Genomic DNA, 13,505 nt, shown 5'->3' with positions numbered 1-13,505 from the left:
AGGTCTCTAGTGGCGCTCCTATTCGGCGGCGCAAGCAAGGCGGACAAGGCGGGACTTCCCGCGCTCGTGCGCCTTGGTTTGTGTCGGGTGCTGATATATGCGTAGAGCACGAGCCTGAATCTTATTGCGGCGCTGACACCTTTCGTTGCAGTGCTTCTTCCTTGCCTAGAGAAGCAGCGAACTCCTCAAAGTTGAGAATCGCTCGGCGCAAGGCGCGAAGGTCCTGCGTTGGGACTTCAACCCAGTCGCCTTCCTCGTCGTCATCGCTGAAAATGGGTAGCATTCCCTTAGGTGCGCTTTGCGTGTTAATCAGATCGACATAGGCGCCATAATCGATGACGTAAACGTCGTATCGTTCGCCTGGTTCGTCTTGAGCCGAGTAACCCCGTCGAACCAAGTGCAGCACCCGCGCATCGAATAGTGCGCTTAACGGGCTTGCACCTTGATCCTTTTGATTGACGAGAAACCCTCGCGCCTTCTTGTCACGGATAACCTTGTCGATGACCCAGTTGAGAAGTTTCTGGGCCTCTGGCTCGCCCCTGAGAGCACCTTCTTTGTCATCTTGAAACCACTGCCTCGCCGCTCGACGTATGTCAGAGGTTGATATGCGACGGTCTGCCGCTCTCCAAGCTGCCTTCGCTACGATATTAATCGCGTCCCGGGGCACGCCTTCGGCTGCTCGAACCAGCTCATCGAAGGCCCTTGTGTCTGTAAAACCAAGTCTTACCAACTCACCTTCCTTCGTTAGCCCCGGGACTTGCCGGTGGTCTTCTGCCCCCGCAGTCAAATGCTTGAACAGGAGCCCTCGAAAGAAGTTCCTGGCCTGAGTCTCTTCTTGTTCAAACACCATAAAGTCATCAAGGCTGAGGTTCGCGGACATGTCCGCGCCCAACTCGATGCCTAGATACTTCCCATTTGCCAACTTCTGGCGGAAGTTTGTCTGCTGTTGAATGGCAGCAATCTTGACGGTCATTGCCTGTACTGGAAGCACGCAACGAACGATGAAGGCTCCTAGATAGGGCTGCACCTCCCAGGGAACGCTTGTCCACTCATCAAGGATCAACCACACTCGTCTCGCAGAGAGTGATTCCGCCAAAAGTCGGAGCGCACGTGCCACGTCCGAAAAGTTAAGCGACACACGTTCGTTGCCTTTGCGGATTACAACGGCACGTTCTTTCTCTGAGGAAGTGTCTTCTCCGCTTGCAGTTAGGGTAACGTTTCGCTTAGCTAGATCTAGACCGATAGCCCCAGAGTCTTTCCGTGCTCTCCCTGTCTCGATATCTGTCGTTTGCTCGATAGGTCCATCAACTCGGATTGAACCTATGGCTGTTAGAAGATCATCAAGGCGTGTGACAAAGAGTGGGTCTCCCACCAGTTCGTTGTCATCGAGAGCGACTCGAAGGATCTCGTCATGAACTTGATTCAGTAAATCAACGAGTATTCGGCCCGTCCGTTCCACGGCCCCTATTTGTTCCCCGTCGAAAATGCCTTCGGCGGAGCCAACTGTCCGGAGATCAACATAGATCCCGACGTCGCCCTCCCCAATTTTAGTGGCGGTCAAATATCTAAGAGCGTGTGTTTTGCCCGTACCACGCCTCCCATAGAGGACTTGATGATCCACACTATCCAGCGCATTCGCTATGCCGGAGTCTTCGAAAGTGTCGCGGAGTTCAGTTTCTCCTCTGGACTCAGCCCGTTTCGGGATCTTACTAAGTGCAGCATTGAGAGCGGAAGGTATGGCCATGCTGTGAGACTACCCCCATCACCAACACGAAAATGCTTCTTACCGCCAAGGCCTGCGAGGAGTGTCGACATTTCATACGGTCCTGCAATCCACGGAGTGAGCTGCTGCGGGGATTTCCGACAGGGGAATTAGCGGATTCTTCTACGCTGTCAAAGCGGCCTGCTGATAACCATAATGGACTTCGTTAGGCCGGCGGTAACCGAGAGCGAGTGACGGCGTCGGCTGTAATAATATCCCTCGATGTAGCGAATGACGTCGCTCCGGGCCTGTGATTTAGTCGCGTAAACGGTCCGACAGACACGCTCGTTTTTCAGGGCTGAGAAGAACGATCCGGCCTTGCTGTTGCCAGCACACACCGTGCGACCCACGGCGCTTTGGTCCGAGTGGGTTCGCTCGTTGGGACGATTCCAGCGAACGGCAGGATCTATCGTTGCTCGCAACTCCTGCCTTGGCAGCTGGAGAAGGAGCCTTTGGCGAACAAACGGCTAATCTGGCAAGCCATTGAGAATTTCTTTGGGCGGAAGACTTACAGCAGTCGAATGGCGGAGAAAGCAGTCTTGGATGAGGGCGGGCGCGTCCGCCCCAGTACCCGGGCAGGTGCACTGGACTCCCGGCACGACACGGGAACTGACCTTTATCTTCCTCCTCGCGATAAGCGGCGTCATGAATTAGGTGCTGTTATGGGGGCCCAGGTGAAGACTGGACGGTCATACTTCACCTGGGAGGAACGCGGCCCGGATGGCCAATTGCTTGGTTTTTGATTCTCCGACTGCACTCGCGAACACATCCTGCTGTTGTCCAAATAATGCTTCGCAATCGTCCTAGGTCTGGATTGCCAAGGGTATCTTTGTATCTGTGACGAAAAAGAACACTTCAGCTTCGGCGTCCGGCGCTGGTAATTCTGCTGGCACCAGCGGCCGAGCAACATCGGCCGGCATTCTATTCGATGCATCCGGCACGGTGCCCGCCTATTTGTCACGAACCGACCATCGTCAACAAGCAAGCGGCCACCGAAACAAATGGAAGATTCTTCCGCTCGAGGAATATGGAATTTTCATAACTTCCCATAAGGAAAAGTATGTATGCGACAAGAAGCACAACTGGGGAGTTGGCATCAAATTCGAAGAATTTGGAACCGACGGAGAACGAATCGCAAAGTTCCCTAACCCATCAAACCCATCAGATGAGCGGCATGGATACCCGGTTTCAGCCCGCGATTCGAAACGTGAGTTCGAGCACCGACCACCAGCTACCCTGACCTCGCGATGGCGCGATAAGGGCTACATATCAGAAATTGAGAAAGCTCGTATCGATAGAGGGAAGGTATAGTGCATCATCTTTCAGCCTTCATCGATGAGCCGAGTGCCCTAGACGCCTTCGCTTATAGAGGAAATCTTTACGTACTGACCTTTGATGGCCGCCTCCTTACCTACGATGTGCAGCATCTGGTAAGAGATCTAAGCGATGCACATGGCCAAACTGGGCTTGCCGTAGCTTACGCCTTGTTCTCGAGCAAAGGTATTGGTGCGGGACCCGAAATGAAGAGTGCTTCCGTAGCACTTGATCAGGTTCCCTCGTCAATGCTTAGGGTTAAATCCTCTCCATCCTCATCCTTCCAAATTCCCATCGAAGCCTCAGCGCTTTTAGATATGCGTATTTTCTATAATCAAATATTTCTCGCAGCTGATATCGGAACATACAGATTTCGCCTTGATAGTGCCGGAAAGCTATCTGAAGGTAACCTAAAGCCTGAGCGCATGCTGGCTGCACCCACCGAATCTCTAAGTACCGGAATGGGAGCTGTCGCGGCTTCCTTGGGCGACGAAGGCTTGGCGGTCTTCCTCGATGTCCATGCGCGGGAGCCATCGAGGGAGACAAGGATTGAAAGCCGTTCGCTTCGAAGCAGTATCGGATGGGGCCAGGCGATTAACCACCCTACTCATGACTCCTACGAGGTTTTAAAGAGCGAAACGATCAAGGATCCCTCGGGCAAGACAATGCTTGTTGCAGTCTCACGTGCTAACGACCAGCCTCACAATGGGCCAGAATCCCGGGGTTCCGGCACCTATGCCTTCTGGGAATTTGGTCGCATGCTTGTCGGCAATCACGTCGGCGTCGCGTCTTTTGGAAGACTTTCGTCCCATGGTCGCCGTCGCGCAGTTACAAACTCATTCGACGGGAAGTTGCCTCTTTCGTTAGGCGTAACGGGGAATAGATGCATCGTTACTGAAACTCGAGCCCATGTCACGGCGGCACGAGGTGACCGCAGCGTGGTCATCCACCATGGCGAAGCGGCTTCTGTTCGAACCTTCGGCGGATCACAACGCTACCAAAGGCTTATTGCTTCAACTGTGGAAGGCGGGCTACTTTTGAGCGCAGTCTTCCTGTCCCGGGAAGATTGGGTGTAGATCTAACGGATTGCCAACCTTAGTGGCGGAAGGCCAACGCTCGGCTATTGCCCATTTACCTTAAGCAGGATAGTGAGAACAAATGCATTCTTAAACCTCCGCCACAGGAGCCGCGAACTGCGCCTCGTACAACCGCGCGTAAGCCCCGCCCGCAGCCAATAGAGAAGCGTGAGTCCCCTGCTCCACGATCTGGCCGGCCTCCATTACCAGGATGAGGTCGGCCAGATCGTGGATGGTGGACAGGCGGTGCGCGATCACAAAGGAAGTCCGGTCGGACCGCAAAGCACGCGTCGCCTTCTGCACCAGCACCTCAGTCCGGGTATCCACCGACGACGTCGCCTCATCCAGGATCAGCACCGAGGGCCGGGCCAGGAACGCCCGCGCGATCGTCAGCAGCTGCTTCTCCCCCGTTGACACGTTGGAGCCCTCATCCTCAAGCACCGTGTCGTACCCGTCAGGCAGCGACCGCACGAACCGGTCCACATACGTCGCCCGCGCAGCCTCAAGGACCTCAGCCTCGCTAGCCGAAGGCCGCTCGTACGCGATGTTGTCCCGGATCGTCCCGTCGAACAGCCACGTATCCTGCAGCACCATCCCAAGCCGAGAGCGCAGCTCACGCCGCGGCACCGAGGTGACATCAACGCCGTCGAGCGTTATCCGCCCCGCATCCAGCTCATAGAACCGCATCATCAGTTCACCAGCGTGGTCTTACCGGCCCCGGTCGGCCCCACAATCGCCACCGTCTGCCCCGGCTCCGCCACCAAAGACAGCGAAGAAATCAAAGGCTTATCCGGCGAGTACGAGAAGGACACATCCGAGAACACCAGCCGCCCCCGCCCGGCACCGTCAACCGAAACACTGGAAGCAGCATCCTGCGAATGCTCCTCCTCGTCCAACAACGAGAACACCCGCTCCGCGGACGCCACGCCGGACTGCAGCAGGTTGGCCATGGACCCCAGCTGCGCCAGCGGCATGGTGAACTGACGCGAGTACAGGATGAACGCCTGCACATCACCCAGCCGCATCGCCCCGGACGCCACCTGCAGCCCGCCCACCACCGCAATCTCCACGTCCTTTACTGACTTGGGAGAGGAGCGAAGCCGGGTGCTGTTCTCACCCGGCTTCCCTCTTTCGGCCCAGTTACTGGGCTGCGACCCTAGGTTCGTCCTCAACGTCCTTGGGTGCCGTGAGATCCATTTCGAGCAGCGGCACTACTTTGGACTTGGTGATGTAGCGGTGACCCAGCCAAAGAACGATGAAGACAGGCAACCCGATGTAGGAGGAAAGCACCTCCACGGACCGTCCGGCAAGCACGGCCTCGTAATTCTGTCCCGCGATGACCAGTATGAGCAGGGCGAAGGCCAGCAGTGGGCCAATGGGGAACAGGGATGCTTTGTACGGCAGGTCGCTGACTTTGTTTCCCTGGGCCAGGAATCCGCGCCTGAAACGGTAGTGGGAGACTGCGATTCCCGCCCAGACAATGAAGCCGCAAAGGCCCGACATGTTCAGCAGCCAGGAGTAGGCAGCACCCTGCCCGACGATCGCGGAGAGGAACCCGAAGAGTCCCACGGCCGCCGTCGCGAGCAACGCCGCGATCGGTACACCACGCGCATTGGTTCGACCGAAGATCCTCGGGGCCATGCCGTCATGGGCCATGGCGTAAAGCATCCGGGTGGACGCATACAGTCCGGAGTTGCCCGCGGACAGGATTGCAGTCAGGATCACGGCGTTCATCAAGGCCGCCGCGAAGGCAATTCCGGCGCGATCGAAGACCAGGGTAAAGGGCGATGATGCGATGTCGGACTCACCGGAAGCCAGCAGGCTCGGATCCGTGAACGGGATGAGGCAGCCGATGATGAAGATGGCGCCAATGTAGAAAAGCATGATGCGCCAGAAGACAGTGCGGATAGCCTTCGGCACCTCGCGGCGCGGGTTCTTCGCTTCGCCGGCGGCGACTCCTACGAGCTCGGTACCCTGGAAGGAGAACCCGGCAACCATAAAGACCGAGATGATCGAGACCCAACCCCCGTGGAACACGTCTTCGCGGTTTTCCCAGTTGCTTAGTCCCGGAGAGTTATCCCCGAGGATGCCGAAAATCATCAGCACACCGGCGATCAGGAAGAGCACCACTGCGCTGACCTTGATCAGCGAGAGCCAGAACTCCGATTCTCCAAAGGACTTGGCCGAGAGGGCATTGAGCCCGGTCAGCACCAGCAGGAAGATCCCGGCCCACACCCATCCCGGGACCCCCGGGAACCAGAAGTCCATGATGATTCCGGCCGCGACCAGCTCTGCGGCCACGGTGATGGCCCAGTTGAACCAATAGTTCCAGCCGATCGCGAACCCAAAGGACGGGGAGACGAAACGGGTGGCAAAGGACTGGAATGAACCGGCAACCGGAATTTTGGCCGACATCTCGCCCAGTGACTGCATCAACAGGAATACCATCAGCCCGACCAGCGCGTAGCCGACCAAAGCACCGCCGGGACCCGCCTGGGAAATGGTGCTGCCCGAGGCCACAAACAGCCCGGTACCGATCGCTCCGCCGATGGCGATCATCTGCAGGTGGCGGTGGTTTAGCCCCCGCTTAAGTTCGTTGGTGGATTCGCCGGAAGCGTGAACTGCCGCTATCGCAAGGGAAGACCCCTCTGTTCCATCGGGCTTGGTTTCTGCGAGAGTTCCGTTCGGTGGTGTCATGCAGCACCTCCCTTGGATATGGTTGCGGGCCGGGCCGGGTTCCCGGTGCTAACAGCGGCTCGACCGGTGCAGGCGTCGGCGACTGCCGTGTCGAGCAGATAGGCCGTAAAAGCCCGATCACTTCTTTGTGTGTGGGAGCCAAGTCCCATGGTGCCTCCGAAAAGGTAGCTGCGGTGAATTTGGGCCTTCCGAAGCCTTCAGGCCGGAAGGACGGTGATCAAGCTAACACACGCAAAGGAAGCGACATTTGGCGTCGCGAATGTTGCACGTCCAACGGGTCAAGTCCTTATTCATACGCGGTGGCAATCCAATCTGAGCGCAAGAGTTGCTGATTTGATCTGCGCTGATGACTAAGCAGCTCTGATGATCTGCTATGAGCGCGTCGGTAGGCGACGACAGCCAATGCCACTGGTGGCACGAGTGGCAATCGGGATAATCATCAGATGACTGATTCGGTGGAGCTTCATTCTTCGATCCTTGGTGAGGTTCGGAGGATTTTTGCTGATTCGGAGCTCGCCCGGACCTTGAGGCCGGGTGATATCTCGGTGGTCGATGGCAAAATTGTGGTTCTCTACGACGGCTTTCCCCATGATTCGAGGGGGCCGTTCGGGGCACAATTTCAGCTGCCGAAGGCCGAGGGTGATGAAATCTGGGATTCCTATTCGGATGAATACGGTGGCGTCCATGATTGGGCAGCGTATGGAGTTGTATTTCGAATTCTGGAAATCTACGAAACGTCCTTTGAGAAGATCCGTCCTGAAGGGCTCGAAGGGACTTGGTGGATCGAAGAGGTCGCATAGCGCTGCCGCGGTCCACATACATCGCCGGCGCCGCCTCCAGTATCTCCGCCTCAGAAGCCGAAGGCCGCCCATAACAGATGTTGTCCCGGATCGTCCCGTCGAACAGCCACGTATCCTGCAGCACCATCCCCAGCCGAGAGCGCAGCTCACGCCGCGGCACCGAGGTGACTTCCACGCCGTCGAGCGTTATCCGCCCAGCATCCAGCTCATAGAACCGCATCATCAGATTCACCAACGTGGTCTTTCCCGCACCTGTCGGACCCCACAATCGCCACCGTCTGCCCCGGCTCCGCCACCAAAGAAAGCGAAGAAATCAAAGGCTTATCCGGCGAGTACGAGAAGGACACATCCGAGAACACCAACCGCCCCCGCCCCGCACCATCCACAGAAACACCGGAAGCAGGATCAGCAGACTCCTCATCCTCGTCCAGCAACGAGAACACCCGCCCCGCCGATGGGTTTTCCCTCGATCTCTTCCCGTGAGTCTTTAGAAGTCGTAAGGTCTTGAGGCACGACACAGTCGTAGCTCAGGGGGGCATCAATATGATGAGGAGCTTCACATGCGACGACCACATATTTTTGCCTCAGCCCTGGCATCTCTCGCGTTGATATCGGGGTGTCTCTCTATGGCCGCTCCGGCTTACGCCATTCAAATAGGCTCGGCCCAACAGATGGAAGATCGGCCGGTAAGCATTGAACCAAGTCGGGTCGTCCAGTTGTCTGGTCCACCTACAAACCAGATATCTGTTTCGGCAGAGTCCGGCTTTGTCTCTGAATCGTGCGTTTCGCAGGTCAAAGCGATTGCTGCCAAAACGGGAACCAGCGCAACACAGTCCGCGAAGGATGCCGCGGAGTTGTGTTCAGCAACGGTGACGATCACGGAAACCGCGCCTGTTAGGGCAACTGTCGCGGAAGTCAAGGCCGAGGCCGTCAGGCAAGGTCTCAGCGAGGCTGAGACCGCATCTCTCGTTACTGCGACAGCGACGGGCTCCATCTGGACCCGTTTGTGGACCCACACATACTGGGGCGGCTCGCTTGTCGAAAAACACACCGGGCGGACCTACTGGAACGGCACACACGCGTGGATTGCTTCAGCAACGGATCCTGGCTATCACGTATGCCATTCCGAGGGCGGGGTCGCCGTCGGGTGGTCCGTTACGGTATTGAGCTGTACCGCCCCTGCCGCCGGGGTAGTTGCCGACGCGTATTACCGTTTTGATGCCAGCATTGCCTACCAGGGCAGCCCCATCACTCTTCAGGTGGGACTCCACTACCAGACTGACAGGCTTGGCGGCGTCACTGCGTGGCAAGTCGGCGGATAACCTGAAAGAGTAAAACCATGAGCGCACGCGTCCAAGCGGGCACGGACCATGATGGCCGCCTGTATCAAAGAATCGACTGGATCTTCGCCTTGTTCGTGGTTCTTGAGTTCGTGGCGTTCCCACTCTTTCCGGGGTTGCCGCTTCTGGTTGCTGCTTCCTCCATGACGACGCGGATTCGCACGTCCAAGTGGAGGTCAGTGGTCTTGTGGACGCTCGGAAGCATCCTTACGTTGATCGTGGTGGCCCCGTTCGTGATCGGTTGGTTCCACCCAAGTTTTGTGGAGAACGGGCCAGCCGTCCGACTTGGAACATCCTGAGCGAACCAGAAGTGAATCGGTATGAAGCAGATCGAGGGGCTGATGCATTCAGCCCCTCGATCCCACTCTTGGGCCCTGTTGGTTGAGGGTGTGAGGGGCGGGCTAACAGCGCCGCCCACCATTGAGCTCGTGCCATGGCCCCTAACTTCGACCATCGTGGCGATCGCAGCCCGGCAAGGCGGAGTCCCTTATGAGGTTGAGCGGGGCGGGATAGTCCCCAACCACTGAGCTAGAACGGCAATGATCCTCGACTGCTTGTGGCCAGCGAAGGAGCCCCTAAACCTCCGCCACAGGCGCCGCGAATTGCGCTTCGTACAGCCGCGCGTAAGCCCCGCCCGCAGCCAGCAGCGAAGCGTGGGTCCCTTGCTCCACGATCTGCCCGGCCTCCATCACCAGGATGAGGTCGGCGTCGCGGATGGTGGACAGGCGGTGCGCGATCACAAAGGAAGTCCGGTCGCTCCTCAAAGCCCGCATAGCCTTCTGCACCAGCACCTCGGTCCGGGTATCCACCGAAGAAGTGGCCTCGTCCAGGATCAAAACAGAGGGCCGTGCCAGGAACGCCCGGGCAATCGTCAACAGTTGCTTCTCCCCCGCGGACACGTTGGAGCCCTCGTCCTCCAAAACAGTGTCGTATCCGTCAGGCAGTGACCGCACGAACCTGTCCACGTACGTCGCCCGCGCGGCCTCCAGGATCTCAGCCTCCGTAGCCCCAGGCCGCCCGTACGCGATGTTGTCCCGGATGGTCCCGCCGAACAGCCACGTATCCTGCAGCACCATCCCCAGCCGCGAGCGCAGCTCGCGCCGCGGCACTGAGGTGACGTCCACGCCGTCGAGCGTTATCCGCCCCGCATCCAGCTCGTAGAAACGCATCATCAGGTTCACCAAAGTGGTTTTCCCCGCACCGGTCGGCCCGACAATCGCCACCGTCTGCCCCGGCTCCGCCACCAAAGACAGCGAAGAAATCAAAGGCTTGTCCGGCGAGTACGAGAAGGACACATCCGAGAACACCAGCCGCCCCCGCCCCGCACCATCCACAGAAACCCCCGAAGAAGGATCAGCAGACTCCTCATCCTCATCCAGCAACGAGAACACCCGCTCGGCGCTCGCCACCCCGGACTGCAGCAGGTTGGCCATGGACCCCAGCTGCGCCAGCGGCATGGTGAACTGACGCGAGTACTGGATGAACGCCTGCACATCACCCAGCTGCATCGCCCCGGACGCCACCTGCAGGCCACCCACCACCGCGATCCCCACATACACCAGGTTCCCGATGAACGTCATGGCCGGCATGATCAGCCCGGAAATGAACTGCGCGCCGAAACTCGCCTCATACAGTTCCACATTCTTCTGCCGGAACCGCTCCTCAACCTCGCGCTGCCGGCCGAACACCTTCACCAGCGCATGCCCGGTGTACGTCTCCTCGATCTGCCCGTTCAGCTCGCCCGTGTTCTTCCACTGCGCCACAAACAACTTCTGCGAGCGCTTGGCGATCAGCGCCGTGACCCCCAGCGTCAGCGGCACGGTCACCAACGCGATCAGCGCCAGCGCTGGCGAGAGGATGAACATCATCACCAGCACCCCCACCACCGTCAGCACCGATGTGACCGCCTGGCTGATGGACTGCTGCAAGCTCTGGGAGATGTTGTCGACGTCGTTGGTCACCCGGCTCAGCAGCTCGCCGCGCTGGATCGAATCGAAATACCGCAGCGGCAGCCGGTGGATCTTCGCCTCGATCTCCTCGCGCAGCCCGAACACCGTCCGCTGCACCACGCCGTTCAGCACATACGCCTGCACCCACATAAACGCCGACGCCAGCACGTACAGCACCAGCGCCCACAGCAGCACGCTGGACAGCGCCGCGAAGTCGATCCCCTGCCCCGGCGTCAGCGACATGGGCGTGAGCATGTCCGCCCGCTGGTTCTCCCCCGCGGCCCGCAGCTGCGCGATCAGCTCCGCCTTGCTCACCCCGGCCGGCAACTCCCGCGACACCACCCCGGCGAAGATCAGGTTGGTGCCCTCGCCCAGCAGCCGCGGCCCGATCACCGAGAGCGCCACACTCGCGATCCCCGTCACCAGCACCAGCAGCAGCCACGCCCGCTCCGGCCGCAGCGTGCCCAGCAGCCGCTTGGCCGACGGCCCGAAGTTCATCGCCTTCTCCGCGGGCACGTTCATGCCCGCGAACGGACCGCCCTGGCCCGGTCCGCGGGCGGGACGCGGGATGCGTCCGACGCCGGCAGCCCCGGTTGGTGCGGCGGCTGCGGTTCCGCCGGTGGCGCCTGAGGGGGAAGCGCCCGACGGCGGCCGGTGCGGCGAGCTCATACCGTCTCCTCCGCTGCCAGCTGGGAGGAAACGATCTCTCGGTACGTCTCCGAGGTCTCCAGCAGCTCACTGTGCGTTCCGCGCCCCACGATCCTGCCGCCGTCGAGCACTAAAATCTGGTCCGCGTCCACGATGCTGGAGACCCGCTGGGCGATGATCACCAGCGTGGCGCCGGCGGTGCTGCGCTTGAGCGCCTGCCGCAGCCGGGCGTCGGTGCCGGTATCCAGGGACGAGAACGAGTCGTCAAAGATGTACAGCTCGGGACGCTTCACCAAGGCCCGGGCGATGGCCAGCCGCTGCCGCTGCCCGCCGGAGACGTTGGTGCCGCCCTGGGAGATGGGCGCGTCCAGCCCGCCCTCCATCTCCTCCACGAAGTCCCGGGCCTGCGCGATCTCCAGCGCGGTCCAGAGCTCGTCCTCGGTGGCGTCCGGCTTGCCGTACTGCAGGTTGCTGCGGACGGTGCCGGTGAACAGGTAGGGCCGCTGCGGCACCAGGCCGATATGCCCCCAGAGCAAATCCGGATGCAGCTCGCGGACGTCCACGCCGTCGATCCGCACCGCGCCGGTAGTGGCGTCGAACAGCCGCGGCATGAGGTTCACCAGGGTGGTCTTGCCCGCGCCGGTGCTGCCGATGATCGCCGTCGTCTGCCCTGCTTTGGCGGTGAAGCTGATCCCGGAGAGAACGGGCTGGTCGGCACCCGGGTAAGCGAATCCGGCGTCGAGCATTTCCAGCTCGCCGCGACGCACCGCACTGCTGAGGGGCTTCTTCGGCGGCCGGACGCTCGACTCCGTGCCCAACACCTCGCCGATCCGATCCGCGGAGACTGCGGCGCGCGGGATCATCACCGCCATGAACGTGGCCATCATGACGGACATCAGGATCTGCATCAGGTAGCTCAGGAACGCGATGAGGGTGCCCACCTGCATGGAGCCGTCCTCGATCCGGAACGAGCCGAACCAGATCACCGCCACGGACGAGACGTTCAGCACCAGCATGACCACGGGGAACGCGAGTGCCATCAAGCGGCCGGCCCGCAGCGCGGTGTCCGTGACGTCGTCGTTGGCCTGGGCGAAGCGCGCGGTCTCGATGTCCTCGCGGACGAACGCGCGCACCACCCGGATGCCGGTGAGCTGCTCGCGCAGGACCCGGTTCACGGTGTCGATCCGCTTCTGCATCTTCCGGAACAGCGGCACCATCCGGACAATGATCAGCCCCACGCCGATCATCAAGGCCGGCACCGCGACGGCGATCAGCCAGGACAGCTGCACGTCCTGACGCACCGCCATTATCACCCCGCCGATGGCGAGCATGGGCGCGGCCACCATCATGGTTGCACCCATCAGCACCAGCTGCTGCACCTGCTGGACGTCGTTCGTGGACCGGGTGATCAGGCTGGGCGCGCCGAATTTGGTGACTTCCTGCTCGGAGAACTCCCCCACGCGTTTGAAGATGGCGGCGCGCAGGTCCCTGCCTGTGCCCATGGCGGCCTTAGCGCCGAAATAAACGGCAATCACGGCGCAGATGATCTGCAGAAGCGTGATCCCCAGCATCAGGGCGCCCAGGCTGAGGATGACGCCGGTATCCCCCTTGGCCACGCCCTCGTCGATGATGTCCGCGTTCAGAGTGGGCAGGTACAGGGACGCAATGGACTGCGCCAGCTGGAAAACCACGACGGCGACCAGCAGCTGCCGGTGCGGCCGCAGGTATTCAACAAGCAGTTTCCAGAGCATGGCGGCTCCAAAGGTTCTGTCCTGGCGGAGTCAGATGAGAGGTGGTGCGAACGTCAGTTTACGTCTGGTTGCTGGGGATGATCCGTGCCTGTGGAGGAGAAGTTGGGCGGGTTCTCGGACAGCGTATTCGCCCCCCGCAGGACTGCGCTGCCCAGAACTTCCGGATGG

9 protein-coding genes and 3 pseudogenes are annotated in these 13,505 nt (G+C 60.1%); 5 read left to right on the top strand and 7 right to left on the bottom strand.

The annotated features are described in order from the left end of the window. Positions 1–121: 121 nt before the first annotated feature. Positions 122–1,744: a hypothetical protein gene (locus V9L17_RS18585; protein ID WP_337352451.1), complete on the bottom strand. Its 1,623-nt coding sequence runs from the start codon at positions 1,742–1,744 to the stop codon at positions 122–124. Positions 1,745–1,885: 141 nt separating this feature from the next. Then, a pseudogene (locus tag V9L17_RS18580) lies at positions 1,886–2,097 on the bottom strand (IS3 family transposase); the annotation flags it as partial. Between the two features lie 502 nt (positions 2,098–2,599). Here V9L17_RS18580 and V9L17_RS18575 point away from each other — a divergent pair. Together V9L17_RS18575 and V9L17_RS18570 are read left to right on the top strand one after the other, a co-directional pair. Beyond that, positions 2,600–3,073 carry a hypothetical protein gene (locus V9L17_RS18575; RefSeq protein ID WP_337352450.1) on the top strand — a complete coding sequence of 158 codons (474 nt, stop codon included), beginning with the start codon at positions 2,600–2,602 and terminating at the stop codon, positions 3,071–3,073. Then, positions 3,073–4,152 (top strand): hypothetical protein, encoded by a 1,080-nt coding sequence (locus V9L17_RS18570; protein WP_337352449.1) that lies wholly within the window; start codon positions 3,073–3,075, stop codon positions 4,150–4,152. The genes V9L17_RS18575 and V9L17_RS18570 overlap by 1 nt, the downstream gene beginning before the upstream one ends. Before the next feature lie 90 nt (positions 4,153–4,242). On the opposite strand, the pseudogene V9L17_RS18565 reads toward V9L17_RS18570, so the two are convergent. Both V9L17_RS18565 and V9L17_RS18560 read right to left on the bottom strand, forming a co-directional pair. Beyond that, positions 4,243–5,222: pseudogene (locus tag V9L17_RS18565) on the bottom strand (ABC transporter ATP-binding protein); the annotation flags it as partial. A 70-nt stretch (positions 5,223–5,292) separates the two neighbouring features. Further along, positions 5,293–6,849, bottom strand: a complete 1,557-nt coding sequence (locus tag V9L17_RS18560; RefSeq protein ID WP_337352448.1) for an amino acid permease — start codon at positions 6,847–6,849, stop codon at positions 5,293–5,295. Between the two features lie 443 nt (positions 6,850–7,292). On the opposite strand from V9L17_RS18560, the gene V9L17_RS18555 reads away from it, so the two are divergent. Continuing rightward, positions 7,293–7,649 (top strand): hypothetical protein, encoded by a 357-nt coding sequence (locus V9L17_RS18555; RefSeq protein ID WP_337352482.1) that lies wholly within the window; start codon positions 7,293–7,295, stop codon positions 7,647–7,649. A 7-nt stretch (positions 7,650–7,656) separates the two neighbouring features. Here V9L17_RS18555 and V9L17_RS18550 read toward each other — a convergent pair. Continuing rightward, a pseudogene (locus tag V9L17_RS18550) lies at positions 7,657–8,104 on the bottom strand (ATP-binding cassette domain-containing protein); the annotation flags it as partial. A 171-nt stretch (positions 8,105–8,275) separates the two neighbouring features. Between V9L17_RS18550 and V9L17_RS18545 the strand changes: the two are divergent. Both V9L17_RS18545 and V9L17_RS18540 read left to right on the top strand, forming a co-directional pair. Beyond that, positions 8,276–8,971: a hypothetical protein gene (locus tag V9L17_RS18545; protein WP_337352447.1), complete on the top strand. Its 696-nt coding sequence runs from the start codon at positions 8,276–8,278 to the stop codon at positions 8,969–8,971. Positions 8,972–8,988: 17 nt separating this feature from the next. Then, positions 8,989–9,288: a hypothetical protein gene (locus V9L17_RS18540; RefSeq protein WP_337352446.1), complete on the top strand. Its 300-nt coding sequence runs from the start codon at positions 8,989–8,991 to the stop codon at positions 9,286–9,288. Between the two features lie 276 nt (positions 9,289–9,564). Here the strand turns inward: V9L17_RS18540 and V9L17_RS18535 are convergent, their stop codons facing one another. Beyond that, positions 9,565–11,607 (bottom strand): ABC transporter ATP-binding protein, encoded by a 2,043-nt coding sequence (locus V9L17_RS18535; protein WP_337352445.1) that lies wholly within the window; start codon positions 11,605–11,607, stop codon positions 9,565–9,567. Then, positions 11,604–13,337 carry an ABC transporter ATP-binding protein gene (locus V9L17_RS18530; protein ID WP_337352444.1) on the bottom strand — a complete coding sequence of 578 codons (1,734 nt, stop codon included), beginning with the start codon at positions 13,335–13,337 and terminating at the stop codon, positions 11,604–11,606. Before V9L17_RS18530 ends, V9L17_RS18535 begins: the two co-directional genes overlap by 4 nt. Positions 13,338–13,505: the final 168 nt, after the last annotated feature.

Origin of the sequence: Pseudarthrobacter sp. CCNWLW207 (assembly GCF_037203945.1) — a bacterium.
Classification (GTDB): Bacteria; Actinomycetota; Actinomycetes; order Actinomycetales; family Micrococcaceae; genus Arthrobacter.
Note: the sequence above shows the minus strand (reverse complement) of the source record. Positions and strands in the feature narration are given on the sequence as shown.

What these genes read in the sequence shown, in the direction of transcription:
- V9L17_RS18530 (WP_337352444.1), bottom strand. Translation starts at nt 13,337, where the DNA reads ATGCTCTGGAAACTGCTTGTTGAATACCTGCGGCCGCACCGGCAGCTG.
- V9L17_RS18560 (WP_337352448.1), bottom strand. Translation starts at nt 6,849, where the DNA reads ATGACACCACCGAACGGAACTCTCGCAGAAACCAAGCCCGATGGAACA.
- V9L17_RS18585 (WP_337352451.1), bottom strand. Translation starts at nt 1,744, where the DNA reads ATGGCCATACCTTCCGCTCTCAATGCTGCACTTAGTAAGATCCCGAAA.
- V9L17_RS18555 (WP_337352482.1), top strand. Translation starts at nt 7,293, where the DNA reads ATGACTGATTCGGTGGAGCTTCATTCTTCGATCCTTGGTGAGGTTCGG.
- V9L17_RS18545 (WP_337352447.1), top strand. Translation starts at nt 8,276, where the DNA reads ATGGCCGCTCCGGCTTACGCCATTCAAATAGGCTCGGCCCAACAGATG.
- V9L17_RS18540 (WP_337352446.1), top strand. Translation starts at nt 8,989, where the DNA reads ATGAGCGCACGCGTCCAAGCGGGCACGGACCATGATGGCCGCCTGTAT.
- V9L17_RS18535 (WP_337352445.1), bottom strand. Translation starts at nt 11,607, where the DNA reads ATGAGCTCGCCGCACCGGCCGCCGTCGGGCGCTTCCCCCTCAGGCGCC.